This is a genomic window from Snodgrassella sp. B3882 (assembly GCF_026535915.1).
Taxonomy (GTDB): Bacteria; Pseudomonadota; Gammaproteobacteria; order Burkholderiales; family Neisseriaceae; genus Snodgrassella.
Window position 1 is genome coordinate 30898 of record NZ_JAFNPF010000005.1, and the last position, 17422, is coordinate 48319.

A 17422-nucleotide genomic window follows, 5' to 3' on the forward strand; every position below is an offset into this window, starting at 1 on the left:
GATTAAGCTTCAACTTTAGCAACCACGCCGGCACCAACTGTACGGCCACCTTCACGAATCGCAAAGCGTAAACCTTCTTCCATCGCGATTGGGTGAATCAACTCTACATCGATGGTTACGTTTTCACCTGGCATTACCATTTCCACGCCTGACGCCAAGCTTACTGCGCCGGTTACGTCTGTGGTACGGAAATAGAATTGCGGACGGTAGTTTGCGAAGAATGGAGTATGACGACCACCCTCTTCTTTGCTCAATACGTATACTTCCGCTTTGAATTTGGTGTGTGGAGTGATGCTGCCTGGTTTTGCCAATACTTGACCACGTTCTACTTCTTCACGTTTGGTACCACGCAACAATACACCTACGTTATCACCAGCTTGACCCTGATCCAGCAATTTGCGGAACATTTCTACACCGGTACAAGTGGTTTTTTGGGTCTCTTTCAGACCAACGATTTCAATTTCGTCACCAACGTTGATTACGCCACGCTCTACACGTCCAGTCACTACGGTACCACGACCTGAAATTGAGAATACGTCTTCAATTGGCAACAGGAATGGTTTGTCTACAGCACGTTCTGGAGTAGGAATGTAGCTGTCTAAAGCATCAGCCAACGCCATGATTGAGGTTTCACCGATATCTGATTGATCACCTTCCAAGGCTTTCAGAGCTGAACCTTTAATCAATGGAACGTCGTCACCTGGGAATTCGTAGCTTGACAGCAAATCACGGATTTCCATTTCTACCAGTTCCAACAACTCTTCGTCGTCTACCATGTCACATTTGTTCATGTACACGATGATGTATGGTACGCCTACCTGACGTGCCAACAGGATGTGCTCACGGGTTTGTGGCATAGGACCGTCAGCGGCAGACACCACCAGAATCGCTCCGTCCATCTGCGCTGCACCAGTAATCATGTTTTTCACATAGTCAGCGTGTCCTGGGCAGTCTACGTGCGCATAGTGACGTTCTGCTGTTTCGTATTCTACGTGAGAGGTGTTAATAGTAATGCCACGGGCTTTTTCTTCCGGTGCATTGTCAATCTGGTCGTAAGCTTTAGCTGCACCACCGAATTTTTTAGACAAAATGGTACAGATTGCAGCGGTCAATGTGGTTTTACCATGGTCAACGTGACCGATGGTGCCAACGTTTACGTGCGGTTTGCTCCGCTCGAATTTTTCTTTAGCCATGAGCTAAGTTTCCTTGAATAAAGATCAATTAAAGAACGATGATAACCTAAAAGCGTCATGCTTTTAGGTTATCTATAAACACTTTAGCCTTTACGAGCAGCGATGACTTGCTCAGCTACGTTATTAGGCGCTTCAGCGTATTTTTTGAATTCCATGGAGTAGGTAGCGCGACCTTGGGTAGCGGAACGCAGATCGGTTGAGTAACCAAACATTTCTGCCAATGGTACTTCGGCACGAACTTTCTTGCCACCAATACCATCATCATCCATACCCAGTACGATACCACGGCGACGATTCAGGTCACCCATCACATCACCCATGTAGTCTTCCGGTGTTTCTACTTCAACCGCCATAATTGGCTCCAGTAATACTGGAGAAGCCTTACGCATACCGTCTTTGAATGCCATAGAACCGGCTAATTCAAATGCGATTTGTGAAGAGTCTACATCATGGTAAGAACCGAATGTTAGACGTACACGAATATCCACTACTGGATAGCCAGCCAAAATACCGTTGGTCATGGTATCACGGATACCTTTATCCACTGACGGGATGAATTCGCGTGGAATCACACCACCTTTAATCTCGTCGATGAATTCGTAGTTCACACCACCTGGTTCCAGAGGTTCCATGGTGATCACTACGTGACCATACTGACCTTTACCGCCAGACTGTTTCACGTATTTAGCTTCGGATTCCACTGATTTACGAATGGTTTCACGATAAGCCACTTGTGGAGCACCAACATTAGCTTCTACGCCAAATTCACGTTTCATACGGTCAACAATAATTTCCAGATGCAATTCACCCATACCGGAAATAATGGTCTGACCAGATTCTTCGTCGGTTTTCACGCGGAAAGAAGGGTCTTCTTTAGCCAAACGATTCAAAGCCAGACCCATTTTTTCCTGGTCAGCTTTGGTTTTCGGTTCAACTGCTACGTGAATTACTGGTTCTGGGAATTCCATGCGTTCCAAAATAATTGGTGCATCAGAATCACACAAGGTTTCACCAGTAGTCACGTCTTTCAAACCAATTACGGCTGCGATGTCACCAGCACGAACTTCTTCGATTTCATCGCGATCGTTCGCTTTCATCTGTACCAGACGACCAATACGTTCTTTGGTGCCTTTCACAGAGTTCACTACGGTATCACCGGATTTTACTACGCCGGAATACACACGGATGAATGTCAGCTGACCAACGTATTTGTCGTTCATCAGTTTGAACGCTAAAGCTGAGAATTTTTCGTCGTCACTGGCTTTACGGCTGTCTTTTTCACCATCAGGTTTTTCACCGGCAACTGGTGGAATGTCAGTCGGACTAGGCAGATACTCAACCACGGCATCCAATAAGCGTTGTACACCTTTGTTTTTAAAGGCTGAACCACACAGAACCGGCTGAATTTCACCAGCCAAGGTGCGGGTACGCAACGCAGCAACGATTTCTTCCTCGCTTAGCTCTTCGCCGCCAAGGTATTTTTCCATCAGCTCTTCATTGGCTTCAGCCGCAGCTTCCACCATTTTTTCGCGCCATTCTTCAGCGACGTCTTTTAGATCGGCAGGAATATCTGCATACTCAAATTTCAGACCTTGAGTTGCATCGTCCCATACGATAGCCTGCATTTTCAGCAGGTCGACTACGCCTTCGAAACCATCTTCCGCACCCACCGGAATCACAACCGGTACTGGATTGGCACGCAGACGAGTTTGCATCTGCTCTACCACGCGGAAGAAGTTAGCGCCCTGACGGTCCATTTTGTTGACAAAAGCCAGACGAGGCACTTTGTATTTGTTGGCCTGACGCCATACAGTCTCAGACTGAGGCTGTACACCGCCCACAGCACAGTAAACCATCACTGCGCCATCCAGTACACGCATAGAACGTTCTACCTCAACGGTAAAGTCTACGTGTCCCGGGGTATCAATAATATTTAAACGATGTTCTTTAAACTGACCTGCCATACCTTTCCAGAAGGTGGTCACAGCAGCAGAAGTAATGGTAATACCACGTTCCTGTTCTTGTTCCATCCAGTCAGTAGTGGCCGCACCGTCATGTACTTCACCCAGTTTATGGGTCATGCCGGTGTAGAACAGAATACGTTCTGAAGTGGTGGTTTTACCAGCATCAATGTGTGCAGAAATACCGATATTACGGTATTGCTCAATAGGGGTTTTACGAGCCACGATAATTGCCTTTCTGCATTAGAAACGGAAGTGAGAGAAGGCTTTATTGGCTTCAGCCATACGATGTACTTCCTCACGTTTTTTCAATGCGCCGCCGCGGCCTTCAGCCGCATCAATCAATTCACCAGCCAGACGCAAATCCATGGATTTTTCGCCGCGTTTACGAGCCGCGTCACGAACCCAGCGCATGGCCAAAGCCAAACGGCGAGCAGGACGAACCTCAACAGGAACTTGATAGTTTGCACCACCAACACGACGGCTTTTTACTTCAACGATCGGTTTGGCGTTGGCAATAGCTTCGTTAAACACTTCGATGGCTTCTTTGCCGGTTTTCTTTTCAATCTGTTCCAACGCGCCGTATACGATGCGTTCTGCTACAGATTTTTTACCGTCAATCATCAGCACATTCATGAATTTAGATAATTCGATACTGCCGAATTTCGGATCTGGCAATATGTCACGTTTTGGGACTTCTCTACGTCTTGGCATTTCAATTTCCTTAAACTATTCAGCTGGGATTTACCCACGAATATTTATGTAAATATTCACTTACTCGACAGTTAATCTGCCGATGCGTCCAATTATTTAGGACGTTTTGCACCGTATTTAGAACGGGACTGTTTGCGGTCTTTAACACCAGCGGTGTCCAAAGAACCACGTACAGTGTGATAACGCACACCTGGCAAGTCTTTTACACGACCGCCACGGATCAGCACTACGCTGTGTTCCTGCAAGTTGTGGCCTTCACCGCCGATGTATGAAATCACTTCATAACCATTAGTCAGGCGCACTTTGCACACTTTACGCAAAGCTGAGTTAGGTTTTTTAGGAGTGGTTGTGTATACACGAGTGCACACACCACGTTTTTGAGGACAAGCCTCCAGAGCAGGTACTTTGTTGACGTAAACTGGAGCCTTACGTCCTTTGCGTACCAATTGGTTGATAGTAGGCATATTTTCTCTTTTCCTGTTGAGTCAATACATGCCGACACCATGCCGGCAAAGTGTTCAATTCTAGCACCTTGAGATATATTCAGTCAAGATGATTAATCTTTTAAGTGTCTATAATATATATGTTTCGATACACAAAATTAAAAACCGCTGAAATGGATTCAGCGGTTTGTTCAGTCTATTTAATCAGATTTGAATTTTATTCACTCTGATCAACTGTTTCAGCAGCAACTTGCTCCTGCCATTTCTGGCGACGGCTGCGGTGGTAAGTCAGACCGGTACCTGCCGGAATCAGACGACCTACAATCACGTTTTCTTTCAGACCACGCAAGTCATCACGTTTACCCATGATGGCTGCTTCGGTTAACACGCGCGTGGTTTCCTGGAAGGAAGCCGCAGAGATAAAGGAGTCGGTAGACAATGATGCTTTGGTAATACCCAACAATACGTTATCAAAACGCACCGGTTCTTTACCTTCTGCCAACAATTTTTCATTGGCGATCATCACGTCACCACGTTCAACCTGCTCACCGGTAATGAAGTGGCTGTCACCGGCATCAGCGATGTTCACTCGACGCAGCATCTGGCGAATAATCACTTCGATGTGTTTGTCGGAAATCTTCACACCCTGCAGTCGATACACTTCCTGTACTTCCTGCACGATGTAGCGCGCCAGCGCTTCAATACCCTGCAAGCGCAGAATATCGTGTGGATCTACCGCACCATCAACAATGACTTCACCACGATTCACCACTTGACCATCATGTACCAACACCTGTTTTTCTTTGGAAATCAGGGTTTCGTACGCCACACCATCTGCATCGGTGATGATCAGACGCTGTTTACCTTTGGTTTCTTTACCAAAGGATACGGTACCAGTTACCTCAGCCAGCATACCCACATCTTTCGGGGTGCGTGCTTCAAACAACTCAGCTACACGTGGCAAACCACCGGTAATATCACGGGTTTTAGATGAAGCCTGCGGAATACGTGCCAGCACATCACCTTTACCCACTTCCTGCCCTTCGCGCACGGTAATCACCGCACCCACTGGGAAGGCCATGGAAACGGCGGTTTCGCTACCGGCCATGCGAATTTCTTCGCCTTTGTCATCCAATAGCTTAACGGTTGGACGCAGAAGCTTAGACTGGGTAGAGGAGCGACGTTTACCATCGATCACCACCAGCGTAGACAAACCAGTCACATCATCGGTCTGTTTTGCTACAGTCACGCCTTCTTCGATGTTTTCGAAGCGTACACGACCGGCAAATTCGGTGATCATCGGACGGGTATGCGGATCCCATGTAGCCAGGGTCTGACCAGCTTTAACTATGCCACCATCTTTGACCTGCAACAGTGCACCGTAAGGCACTTTATGGCGTTCACGCTCACGACCGATATCGTCATGAATCACGATTTCAGATGAGCGACCAATAACAACCAATTCACCTTTATTGTTGGCTACGTAGCGCATCTGGCTGGAGAAGCGTACGGTACCGCCGGATTTGGCTTCAACCTGACTGGCTGCAGCAGCTCGAGACGCCGCACCACCAATGTGGAAGGTACGCATGGTCAGCTGGGTACCCGGTTCACCAATGGATTGCGCCGCAATCACACCGACAGATTCACCAGCATTCACGAGTTTACCGCGCGCCAGATCTCGACCATAACACTTGGCACACAAGCCATGGCGAGTTTTACAGGTAATCGGTGTGCGTACTTTAACTTCATCGACACCGGAATTATCGATTAAATCAACCAGACTTTCGTTTAACAAGGTTCCAGCATCAACCAATGTTTCGCCGCTGGTTGGATCCACCACATCTTCGGCAGTGACGCGACCCAGAACGCGGTCACGCAGGGATTCGATAATATCACCACCCTGTACCACAGCTTTCATCACGAAACCATCATTGGTACCGCAATCATCTTCAACCACCACCAAGTCTTGAGTCACGTCGACCAGACGGCGAGTCAGATAACCAGAGTTCGCGGTTTTCAGCGCCGTATCGGCCAGACCCTTACGCGCACCGTGGGTAGAAATAAAGTACTGTAATACGGTCAAGCCTTCGCGGAAGTTGGAAGTGATCGGCGTTTCAATAATGGAACCATCTGGTTTCGCCATCAAACCACGCATACCAGATAGCTGTTTAATCTGCGCCGCAGAACCACGGGCACCAGAGTCAGCCATCATGTAGATGGAGTTGAAGGATTCCTGATCAACCAAATTGCCATCACGGTCAACCACTTTCTGGGTAGACAGATTATCCATCATCGCTTTGGCGATCTTATCACCGGTACGACCCCAGATATCGACAACTTTGTTGTAGCGTTCGCCGTTGGTAACCAAACCCTGACGGTATTGGTCTTCAATCTCTTTCACTTCGGCATTGGCTTCAGCCAGCAACTGTGGTTTGCTTTCTGGCACCAGCATGTCATCTACACAGATGGAGATACCAGCACGAGTAGAGAACGCATAACCGGTATACATCAGATGGTCAGCAAAGATGACGGTATCGCGCAAGCCACAGCGACGGAACGAAGCATTAATCAGCTTAGAAATTTCTTTTTTCTTCAGCGTTTTGTTAATGTGTTCGAACGACAGGCCTTTAGGCAAAATTTCTGACAGCAACGCACGACCAACGGTGGTTTCGTAGCGATTTACCACGGGCACAAACTCATCCTGACCGTTTTTCACCCATTCGCGCAGACGCACGGTAATTTTGGTACCGAGCTCAACCTGACGGGTCTGATAAGCACGATGAACTTCTTTCACATCGGCAAACAGGCTACCTTCACCTTTGCCGTTAATTTTGTCGCGGGTCATGTAATACAGACCCAAGACAATATCCTGTGACGGTACAATAATCGGATCACCATTGGCTGGTGACAACACGTTATTAGAAGCCAGCATCAGAGTGCGTGCTTCCATTTGCGCTTCCAGACTCAATGGTACGTGTACCGCCATCTGGTCACCGTCAAAGTCTGCGTTGAACGCAGTACAAACCAATGGGTGCAGCTGAATCGCTTTACCTTCAATCAGAATCGGTTCAAACGCCTGAATACCCAGACGGTGCAAGGTTGGTGCACGGTTAAGCAATATTGGATGTTCACGAATCACATCTTCGAGAATATCCCATACAATCGGTTCTTCCTGCTCCACCATCTTTTTGGCTTTTTTGATGGTGGTGACAGTTGGATCAAGTTGTTCCAGTTTGTGGAAAATAAATGGTTTGAACAGTTCCAAAGCCATTTTTTTCGGCAGACCACACTGGTGTAGACGCAGGTAGGGTCCCACGGTAATCACCGAACGGCCGGAATAATCCACACGCTTACCCAGCAAGTTTTGACGGAAACGACCGCCCTTACCTTTAATCATGTCGGCCAGTGATTTCAACGGACGCTTATTGGCCCCGGTCATGGCTTTACCACGACGACCATTATCCAATAGTGAATCAACCGCTTCTTGCAGCATACGTTTTTCATTGCGTACGATGATGTCTGGTGCACGCAATTCAAGCAAGCGTTTCAAACGGTTATTACGGTTGATGACACGGCGATACAGATCATTCAAGTCAGAAGTAGCAAAACGACCACCATCCAGCGGTACCAGCGGACGCAGATCCGGTGGCAATACTGGCAACACGTCCATAATCATCCATTCCAGCTTCATGCCGGAACGTTGGAAGGCTTCCAGTACTTTTAGACGTTTCGCAATTTTCTTGATTTTGGTATCGGAGCTGGTGGAATCCAATTCCTGCCGCAATACCATCACTTCATGCGCAATATCCATAGCGCGCAATAAGTCGCGAATACCCTCAGCACCCATTTTGGCTTCGAAATCACCGCCATATTCTTCATATTTGCTGATGTACTCTTCTTCACTGAGCAGTTGACGCGGCTGCAATGAAGTCAAGCCTGGGTCTGTAACCACATAAGCTTCAAAATACAGAATGCGTTCAATATCGCGCAATGTCATATCCAGCACCATACCCAAGCGGGATGGCAACGATTTCAGAAACCAGATATGCGCTACGGGTGCGGCCAATTCAATATGCCCCATGCGTTCGCGACGCACTTTGGACAAGGTTACTTCCACACCACATTTTTCACAGGTTACCCCACGAAACTTCAGGCGTTTGTATTTACCACACAAACATTCATAATCTTTGATCGGGCCGAAAATTTTGGCACAGAAGAGACCATCACGTTCTGGCTTGAACGTACGGTAGTTAATCGTTTCCGGCTTTTTCACTTCACCGTACGACCAAGAACGAATGGTATCCGGCGATGCAATGCCGATTTTGATCGCGTCAAATTCTTCTTCGGCACTGGCATTTTGCAGCGGATTAAATAAGTCTGATAAAGCTTTCATATTTGCTCCTGACGATGCCGCATGCAGTAGCAGCTACTGCATGCGACCGGTGTCGGTTAATAACGTTCCAAATCCATATCCAAGCCCAAAGAGCGAATTTCTTTCAACAATACATTGAAAGATTCCGGCATACCGGCATCGATTTTGTATTCGCCTTTAACAATGTTTTCGTACATTTTGGTGCGACCGTTCACGTCATCTGATTTCACAGTCAACATTTCCTGCAAGGTATAAGCAGCACCATAAGCTTCCAGTGCCCACACCTCCATCTCACCAAAACGCTGACCACCAAACTGAGCTTTACCACCCAGCGGCTGTTGTGTCACCAGACTGTACGGACCAGTTGAACGGGCATGCATTTTTTCATCCACCAAATGGTGCAGTTTGAGGTAATGCATCACACCCACGGTGACCTTACGGTCAAAAGCTTCACCAGTACGACCATCATACAGGGTCATCTGCGTACGGGTATCGTTAAAGCCCAGTTTCTGGATTTCCGGATCGTCTTCAGGGTAGGCCAGTGCCAACATGTTTTTGATTTCGGATTCTTCCGCACCATCAAATACAGGGGTGGCAACAGTCATCCCTTTACGCAGATGTTGAGCCAGATTGATGATTTCTTCATCATTAAACTGAGACAAATCTTCTTTCTTACCACTGCTGTTGTATACCTTCTCAAGGAAAGCACGAACTTCATCAGCAGCACGTTTTTCGGTCAGCATGCGGTCGATGCGTTCACCAATACCTTTGGCAGCCCAACCTAAATGCACTTCCAGAATCTGACCAATATTCATACGGCTTGGTACACCCAGCGGATTCAGTACAATATCCACGGAACGGCCGTCAGCCATATACGGCATGTCTTCAACTGGCAGAATGCGAGATACCACACCTTTATTACCGTGACGACCAGCCATTTTGTCACCGGCTTTTAGGCGGCGTTTGATGGCGATAAAGACTTTAACCATCTTCTGTACGCCCGGCTGCAGTTCATCGCCCTGAGTCAGTTTTTTCTTCTTGATTTCGTACTGAGCGTCTGATTCTTCATGTTTAGCTTGTAAACTTTCTTTAATCAGTTCAACCTGTTTAGCAATACTTTCATCACTCAGGCGAATATCAAACCATTCATGGCGACTTGGCAACGAAGCAAGATACTCTTTAGTGACTTCGGCACCTTTTGCCAGTTTTAATGGACCACCGTTTACTTTCTGACCCAAAATCAAGCGTTCAATACGATCAAAGGCATCGTCATTGAAAATACGCAACTGGTCAGTCAGGTTTTGACGATAGCGTTTGAGCTCAGCTTCAATAATGGCTTTGGCGCGTTTATCGCGTTCAATACCTTCACGGGTAAATACCTGTACGTCAATCACGGTACCGCTCATGCCGGTAGGCATACGTAAAGAAGTATCTTTTACATCGCTGGCTTTTTCACCAAAAATAGCGCGTAACAGTTTTTCTTCTGGCGTTAGCTGAGTTTCACCTTTAGGTGTCACTTTGCCCACCAACACGTCACCAGCTTCAACTTCAGCACCGATGTACACAATACCGGATTCATCCAAACGATTTTGCATGCGCTCAGACAGATTCGGAATATCGCGGGTAATTTCTTCCGCCCCCAGTTTGGTGTCACGTGATACCACATTCAATTCTTCAATGTGAATAGAGGTATAACGATCACCGGCAACCACCCGTTCTGAGATTAGAATCGAGTCTTCATAGTTGTAACCATTCCATGGCATAAACGCGATGGTCATGTTCTGACCCAGTGCCAATTCACCCAAATCGGTTGACGCACCATCAGCAATCACGTCACCACGGGCGATCACGTCACCTTTTTGCACGGCTGGACGCTGATTGATGTTGGTTGACTGGTTCGAACGGGTGAATTTCACTAAATTGTAAATATCCACACCCACTTCACCAGCGGTCGCTTCATCGTCGTTAACGCGTACCACCACACGGTTGGCATCAACGTATTCAACGATACCGCCACGACTAGCAGCAATGGCAGTTGCACTGTCGATCGCAACAGAGCGCTCAATACCGGTACCCACCAGAGGTTTTTCTGCCCGCAGACAAGGAACTGCCTGACGTTGCATGTTGGCACCCATCAAGGCACGGTTCGCATCATCGTGCTCCAGGAATGGAATCAATGAAGCTGCCACAGAAACCACCTGCCCTGTTGCCACGTCCATATATTGCACGCGGTCAGGGGTGGCCATAATGGTTTCACCTTTTTCACGACAGGTAACCAGATCACCAATAATGCGACCTTCATTATCTAAATCAGCATTGGCCTGAGCAATAACAAAACGACCTTCTTCGATAGCAGATAGGTAGTCAATATCATTAGTTACTTTACCATCCACAACACGGCGGTAAGGGGTTTCCAAGAAACCGTATTTATTGGTACGCGCATAAACAGCCAGAGAGTTAATCAAACCAATGTTCGGACCTTCCGGTGTTTCAATCGGACACACGCGGCCATAATGGGTTGGATGTACGTCACGTACTTCAAAGCCGGCACGTTCACGCGTCAGACCACCCGGACCCAGCGCAGAAACACGACGCTTATGCGTAATTTCAGACAATGGATTGGTCTGATCCATAAACTGAGATAACTGACTGGATCCAAAAAATTCTTTAATCGCAGCAGATACAGGCTTAGCGTTGATCAAATCATGTGGCATTAGATTTTCGGATTCAGCCTGATTCAAACGCTCTTTTACAGCTCGTTCTACACGTGACAGACCACTGCGGAACTGATTTTCAGCCAGCTCGCCTACGGAGCGCACACGACGATTGCCCAGATGATCGATATCATCGACTTCACCATGACCATTTCGCAGTTCAACCAACGTGGCAATAACAGACACGATATCTGGAATAGTCAGAACATTGTTGCCTTCTTTATCAGCATCGGCAAAGGTTTGCGTCATCAGACGACCATACCAAGATTCCAACTGTGCTTCCAATAGTTTCTGCTGATAAGTGCGAGTATTGAATTTCATCCGACCAACACGAGACAGATCATAACTGTCTTCATTGAAGAATAAGCGGTTAAATAACGCTTCAACAGCATCTTCAGTTGGTGGTTCACCCGGACGCATCATGCGATAAATGGCAATGCGTGCAGCCTGCTGCCCATCGGTTTCATCGGTGCGCAGTGTATTGGAAACATAGCCACCCTGATCCAGATCGTTGATATAGAGGGTAGAAATTTCTTTAATTCCCTGAATATCAAACTGAGCCAGTAATTCTTCGGTGATTTCATCATTGGTTTTTGCCAGAATCTCACCTGTATCAGGCACGACAACATCAGTGGCCAGTACTTTACCAATCAAACTTTCAGGTTCAACTTCCAACCATTTAATATCGGCAGCAACGATATCACGTATGTTTTTAGCATTGATGCGTTTACCCTTTTGCACCAATACTTTGCCGTCTTTATCCATCAAATCGTATTTGGCCGTTTCGCCTTTCAGACGAGATGGAATCAGATTGGTATGCACGCCATCTTTAGACAAATAGTAACTTTCACGGTCATAGAACATATCCAAAATCTGTTCAGGCGTGAAACCCAATGCTTTCAATAAAATCGTTACCGGCATCTTACGACGACGGTCAATACGGAAATACAGCAGGTCTTTTGGATCAAATTCAAAATCTAACCATGAACCACGGTAAGGAATAATTCGAGCTGAGAACAGTAGTTTGCCTGATGAGTGTGATTTACCACGGTCATGCTCAAAGAATACGCCGGGCGACCGGTGCAACTGAGACACAATTACGCGTTCTGTACCATTGATGATGAACGAGCCACTCGGTGTCATCAAAGGTATTTCACCCATGTACACTTCGTTTTCTCGAACTTCTTTAACCACATTAGGCTTGGATGACTCTTTGTCCAAAATAACCAGCCGGATGCGCGCACGTAATGGTGCGGCATAGGTAATACCACGTAACTGACATTCTGGAATATCAAACAGTGGCTCACCTAAGACATAGTGAGTAAATTCAAGACGAGCGTAACCATTATGACTAATAATTGGAAAAATAGATTGGAAAGCTGCCTGAAGACCAATATCCGCACGTTGGTCAAAAGGGGTCTCCATTTGCAAAAACTGCGAATAAGAATCCAACTGGGTAGCCAACAGAAACGGTACTTCCAACACATTGGCACGCTTGGCAAAGCTTTTGCGGATGCGTTTTTTTTCAGTAAAAGAGTAGGACATGGACAGTCTCCAAAAGGGAGGTTTGGCAAGTAAGGTTTTATAAGTATTTAAAAGACGACCAAATCAGCTATAAATTAAGAAAGCAAAATTTGGTAAAATATCGGCATTTATGTAAATATTTATAAAAATTCACTCTATATAGACAAGCGAAAGCAGGCTGGTAGCCTAAGCTACCAGCCTGTAAAACGCAACTGAGATTACTTAATTTCTACAGATGCGCCAGCTTCTTCCAGCTGTTTCTTGATGTCGTCAGCTTCAGCCTGTGAAACACCTTCTTTAAGGGTTTTAGGTGCGCCGTCAACCAAGTCTTTAGCTTCTTTCAGACCTAAGCCAGTGATGGCACGAACCACTTTGATCACGCCAACTTTTTGCGCACCGGCAGAAGCCAATACTACGTCAAATTCGGTTTTTTCTGCAGCAGCAGATGCACCGCCGGCAGCAGCACCACCAGCCACAGCCAATGCAGCTGCAGACACGCCAAATTTTTCTTCAAAAGCTTTAACCAGATCGTTTAATTCCATAACGGTCAAGTTACCTACTGCTTCTAAGATGTCTTCTTTAGTAATAGCCATGCTATTAAACTCCAATATTTAAGAATGAAAATTTATATTTAAATAGAATAAAAATTATGCAGCTTCTTCACCGGCTTTTTTCTCAGCCAATGCAGCCAATGCACGAGCGAAACCTGAAACAGGTGCTTGCATAATACCCAACAATTTGGCCAGCAATTCGTCGCGACTTGGAATAGAAGCAAGTTCTGCTACCTGAGCTACATCCAGCAACTCACCATTGTATGAGCCTGCTTTCAGCACAATTTTTTCATCTTTTTTCGAGAACTGGTGCAGTACTTTTGCAGCAGCAACCGGGTCTTCAGATACCGCATAAACCAACGGACCAACCATTTGGTCAGCCAAGGCGGCAAATGAGGTACCATCTACTGCGCGACGAGCCAAAGTATTTTTCAATACATGCAGGTAAACACCTGCTTTACGGGCATTGGCACGCAGTTCGGTCATGCTAGCAACACTGATACCACGATACTCGGCAATCACCATAGTCTGTGCGTTAGCGATAGCGCTAGCGATCTCAGCAACGGCTGCTTGCTTGGTTTCAATATTGAGACTCAAGGTCTACCTCCCACTGTTTTTAATCAGAGTAATACACGTATCACTCCACCCAGCGCGGCAACCCAAAAAGACATCTGTAAGCAGGATACCTACATAAGATTATCTGGGACTACCGTCTGCGTAGGGTTGGGTTTTAAAATTTACATCAGTAAATTCCCTACGGTCTTGGACATCTACTTATCGCTAAGTAGCCCTACATATAAATATAAAATTTATATGAATTTTTGCGGTAGTCGGATTGAAGAATCCGACTACCAAATATAATTAGCTGTTTACTGAAGCAGTATCTACACGCAAACCTGCGCCCATAGTACTGGATACAGCGATTCTACGTAGATATTGACCTTTAGCTGCAGCTGGTTTGGCTTTAATAATGGCATCCAGCAAAGCATTAAAGTTTTCACGCAGATCAGCAGCTTCGAAAGAAGCACGACCAATAGTAGCGTGAACAATACCCGCTTTATCCGTACGATACTGTACCTGACCTGCTTTAGCATTTTTCACCGCTTCAGCGACATTTGGCGTAACAGTACCCACTTTTGGATTTGGCATTAAGCCACGAGGACCAAGAATGGTACCTAACTGACCAACCACACGCATGGCATCTGGAGAAGCAATTACCACATCAAAATCCAGATTACCCGCTTTAACTTCGGCAGCCAGATCATCAAAGCCCACTACATCTGCACCCGCAGCTTTAGCTGCTTCGGCATTAGCACCTTGAGTAAACACCGCGACACGCACAGTTTTACCAGTACCTTTAGGTAATACAACAGAACCACGAATAACCTGATCAGATTTACGTGCGTCAATACCCAAATTAAAAGATACATCAATTGATTCATCGAATTTGGCAGTAGCATTGGCTTTAACCAGATTCAATGCCTCATCAATAGCGTACAATTTGTTGGTTTCAACAGCAGCACGAATAGCCTGCATACGTTTAGAAAGTTTTGCCATTTACACACCCTCCACATCTAAACCCATTGAACGGGCACTACCAGCGATGGTGCGTACCGCTGCGTCCAAATCAGCAGCAGTCAAATCAGGCTCTTTGGCTTTGGCAATTTCTTCCAACTGCGCACGAGACACTTTACCCACTTTTTGTGTCAATGGGTTTGAGCTGCCTTTTTGCAAACCAGCTGCTTTTTTCAGCAGAATGGATGCAGGTGGGGTTTTCATCACAAATGTGAATGATTTATCTGCAAATGCAGTAATGACAACTGGAATTGGCAATCCTGGCTCTACATTTTGTGTAGCTGCATTGAATGCTTTACAAAATTCCATAATATTCAAACCGCGTTGACCCAAAGCTGGACCTACCGGAGGAGATGGATTGGCTTTACCTGCAGGAATCTGCAGTTTGATATAGCCGACTATTTTTTTTGCCACTTTCGTAACTCCAATTAAACGGGTGATGGCGCAGCATTTGCTGCTTCCCAAAAATAAGACCGACAATTATAAAGAAAATTTCTTTTCATTACAAGTGTCGATCTGATTTTAATACCAATATGTATTTTAAATTTTTTCAACTTGAGAAAATTCGAGCTCAACTGGCGTTTCACGACCAAAGATTTGAACAGCAACACGCAATTTATTGCGCTCGTAATTAACTTCTTCAACAATACCATTGAAGTCTTTGAATGGGCCTTCGTTAACACGCACTTGCTGACCAACATCAAAGAGAACTTTAGGTTTGGGTTTTTCAACGCCACTTTGTACTTGATGCAATATTGCATCAACTTCTTTGCTGGATATAGGCAACGGCTTATTAGCTGTACCACCAATAAATCCGGTAACACGTGGGGTGTTTTTAACCAGATGCCAAGAAGCATCGGTCATGTCCATTTCTACTAGCACATAGCCTGGGAAAAATTTACGCTCAGTAATACTGCGGCGTCCATTTTTAATATCCACCACTTCTTCTACTGGCACCAAAATCTGACCGAAATAATCGGACATATTTTCCCGCTCAATACGCTCTTTTAGGGTTTTTTGTACGTTCTTTTCAAAACCGGAATAAGCATGTACTACGTACCACTGTTTTGCCATGACTAACTCCTTTTCATAAAGATGTCGAATAGCAGCCACGAAATCAGGCTGTCAACACCCCAGATAAATAGCGACAGGATACCGACAAATACAAGCACAAACAAGGTCATGCGTAAAGCTTCATTGCGCTCAGGCCATACAACTTTTCTTGCCTCAGACACACTATCGCGCACATAAGCGGTCAGCTCACGCCCACCAGTACTCCAGAAAAAGACAATAATAATCGCAGCTACAACACCAATTAGCGGAAACAGATAACGCACATAAATCGGCAATTGCGCTCCATAAGCATAAAATGCCCAAACACCAGCAGCAACCAAGATAGCAGACAAGATATATTTGACCAAATCAAAGCGTTTGGATCGCTTAACCTCTTGCTGTTGCAATTGCTTAGCCTCAGCTTTTAATTGTGCTTTGGTTTTGGTTACCACATCTTTCGATGTTTTGTTGCCCATATAACCACCTTTTAACTAATACAAAAAGACTAACCGACCTATGGCCGATTAGTCTGTTTCTTGGCAGGCCAGGAGGGTCTCGAACCCCCAACCCTCGGTTTTGGAGACCGATACTCTACCAATTGAGCTACTAGCCTAGAAAAACTTATTAAGCTTCAACTTTAGCAACCACACCGGCACCAACTGTACGGCCACCTTCACGAATCGCAAAGCGTAAACCTTCTTCCATCGCGATTGGGTGAATCAACTCTACATCGATGGTTACGTTTTCACCTGGCATTACCATTTCCACACCTGACGCCAAGCTTACTGCGCCGGTTACGTCTGTGGTACGGAAATAGAATTGCGGACGGTAGTTTGCGAAGAATGGAGTATGACGACCACCCTCTTCTTTGCTCAATACGTATACTTCCGCTTTGAATTTGGTGTGTGGAGTGATGCTGCCTGGTTTTGCCAATACTTGACCACGTTCTACTTCTTCACGTTTGGTACCACGCAACAATACACCTACGTTATCGCCAGCTTGACCCTGATCCAGCAATTTGCGGAACATTTCTACACCGGTACAAGTGGTTTTTTGGGTCTCTTTCAGACCAACGATTTCAATTTCGTCGCCAACGTTGATTACGCCACGCTCTACACGTCCAGTCACTACGGTACCACGACCTGAAATTGAGAATACGTCTTCAATTGGCAACAGGAATGGTTTGTCTACGGCACGTTCTGGAGTAGGAATGTAGCTGTCTAAAGCATCAGCCAATGCCATGATTGAGGTTTCACCGATATCTGATTGATCACCTTCCAAGGCTTTCAGAGCTGAACCTTTAATCAATGGAACGTCGTCAC

Annotated in this window: 13 protein-coding genes and 1 tRNA gene; all 14 read right to left on the reverse strand. The window is 46.0% G+C overall.

The features are described 5' to 3' along the window. Nucleotides 1–2: 2 nt before the first annotated feature. Nucleotides 3–1193: an elongation factor Tu gene (gene tuf, locus J3U68_RS10120; RefSeq protein ID WP_267376642.1), complete on the reverse strand. Its 1191-nt coding sequence runs from the start codon at nt 1191–1193 to the stop codon at nt 3–5. A gap of 83 nt (nt 1194–1276) precedes the next feature. Then, on the reverse strand, nt 1277–3379 hold the full coding sequence (gene fusA, locus J3U68_RS10125) for an elongation factor G (protein WP_267376644.1): 2103 nt from the start codon (nt 3377–3379) through the stop codon (nt 1277–1279). Between the two features lie 18 nt (nt 3380–3397). Continuing rightward, nucleotides 3398–3868: a 30S ribosomal protein S7 gene (gene rpsG / locus J3U68_RS10130; RefSeq protein ID WP_037487646.1), complete on the reverse strand. Its 471-nt coding sequence runs from the start codon at nt 3866–3868 to the stop codon at nt 3398–3400. Nucleotides 3869–3960: 92 nt separating this feature from the next. Then, nucleotides 3961–4332 (reverse strand): 30S ribosomal protein S12, encoded by a 372-nt coding sequence (gene rpsL, locus J3U68_RS10135; RefSeq protein WP_267376649.1) that lies wholly within the window; start codon nt 4330–4332, stop codon nt 3961–3963. A 196-nt stretch (nt 4333–4528) separates the two neighbouring features. Beyond that, nucleotides 4529–8704 carry a DNA-directed RNA polymerase subunit beta' gene (gene rpoC, locus J3U68_RS10140; protein WP_267376651.1) on the reverse strand — a complete coding sequence of 1392 codons (4176 nt, stop codon included), beginning with the start codon at nt 8702–8704 and terminating at the stop codon, nt 4529–4531. 56 nt (nt 8705–8760) lie between these two features. Beyond that, nucleotides 8761–12942 carry a DNA-directed RNA polymerase subunit beta gene (rpoB, locus tag J3U68_RS10145; RefSeq protein WP_267376653.1) on the reverse strand — a complete coding sequence of 1394 codons (4182 nt, stop codon included), beginning with the start codon at nt 12940–12942 and terminating at the stop codon, nt 8761–8763. Nucleotides 12943–13139: 197 nt separating this feature from the next. After that, on the reverse strand, nt 13140–13514 hold the full coding sequence (gene rplL / locus J3U68_RS10150; RefSeq protein WP_267376655.1) for a 50S ribosomal protein L7/L12: 375 nt from the start codon (nt 13512–13514) through the stop codon (nt 13140–13142). Between the two features lie 54 nt (nt 13515–13568). Beyond that, nucleotides 13569–14069: a 50S ribosomal protein L10 gene (rplJ, locus tag J3U68_RS10155; protein WP_267376657.1), complete on the reverse strand. Its 501-nt coding sequence runs from the start codon at nt 14067–14069 to the stop codon at nt 13569–13571. Nucleotides 14070–14333: 264 nt separating this feature from the next. Continuing rightward, nucleotides 14334–15029: a 50S ribosomal protein L1 gene (gene rplA, locus J3U68_RS10160; RefSeq protein ID WP_267376659.1), complete on the reverse strand. Its 696-nt coding sequence runs from the start codon at nt 15027–15029 to the stop codon at nt 14334–14336. Then, complete coding sequence (rplK, locus tag J3U68_RS10165; protein ID WP_267376662.1) at nt 15030–15461, reverse strand: 50S ribosomal protein L11; 432 nt, start codon at nt 15459–15461, stop codon at nt 15030–15032. Between the two features lie 126 nt (nt 15462–15587). Beyond that, nucleotides 15588–16121: a transcription termination/antitermination protein NusG gene (gene nusG, locus J3U68_RS10170; RefSeq protein WP_267376664.1), complete on the reverse strand. Its 534-nt coding sequence runs from the start codon at nt 16119–16121 to the stop codon at nt 15588–15590. 2 nt (nt 16122–16123) lie between these two features. Then, nucleotides 16124–16576: a preprotein translocase subunit SecE gene (secE, locus tag J3U68_RS10175; protein WP_267376666.1), complete on the reverse strand. Its 453-nt coding sequence runs from the start codon at nt 16574–16576 to the stop codon at nt 16124–16126. A 61-nt stretch (nt 16577–16637) separates the two neighbouring features. Next, nucleotides 16638–16713, reverse strand: a tRNA-Trp gene (locus J3U68_RS10180). A gap of 11 nt (nt 16714–16724) precedes the next feature. Further along, a partial coding sequence (locus J3U68_RS10185) for an EF-Tu/IF-2/RF-3 family GTPase (protein ID WP_267376668.1) occupies nt 16725–17422 on the reverse strand: 698 nt, incomplete at its 5' end.

What these genes read in the sequence shown, in the direction of transcription:
- tuf (WP_267376642.1), bottom strand. Translation starts at nt 1,193, where the DNA reads ATGGCTAAAGAAAAATTCGAGCGGAGCAAACCGCACGTAAACGTTGGC.
- rpsG (WP_037487646.1), bottom strand. Translation starts at nt 3,868, where the DNA reads ATGCCAAGACGTAGAGAAGTCCCAAAACGTGACATATTGCCAGATCCG.
- rpsL (WP_267376649.1), bottom strand. Translation starts at nt 4,332, where the DNA reads ATGCCTACTATCAACCAATTGGTACGCAAAGGACGTAAGGCTCCAGTT.
- rpoC (WP_267376651.1), bottom strand. Translation starts at nt 8,704, where the DNA reads ATGAAAGCTTTATCAGACTTATTTAATCCGCTGCAAAATGCCAGTGCC.
- rpoB (WP_267376653.1), bottom strand. Translation starts at nt 12,942, where the DNA reads ATGTCCTACTCTTTTACTGAAAAAAAACGCATCCGCAAAAGCTTTGCC.
- rplL (WP_267376655.1), bottom strand. Translation starts at nt 13,514, where the DNA reads ATGGCTATTACTAAAGAAGACATCTTAGAAGCAGTAGGTAACTTGACC.
- rplA (WP_267376659.1), bottom strand. Translation starts at nt 15,029, where the DNA reads ATGGCAAAACTTTCTAAACGTATGCAGGCTATTCGTGCTGCTGTTGAA.
- nusG (WP_267376664.1), bottom strand. Translation starts at nt 16,121, where the DNA reads ATGGCAAAACAGTGGTACGTAGTACATGCTTATTCCGGTTTTGAAAAG.
- secE (WP_267376666.1), bottom strand. Translation starts at nt 16,576, where the DNA reads ATGGGCAACAAAACATCGAAAGATGTGGTAACCAAAACCAAAGCACAA.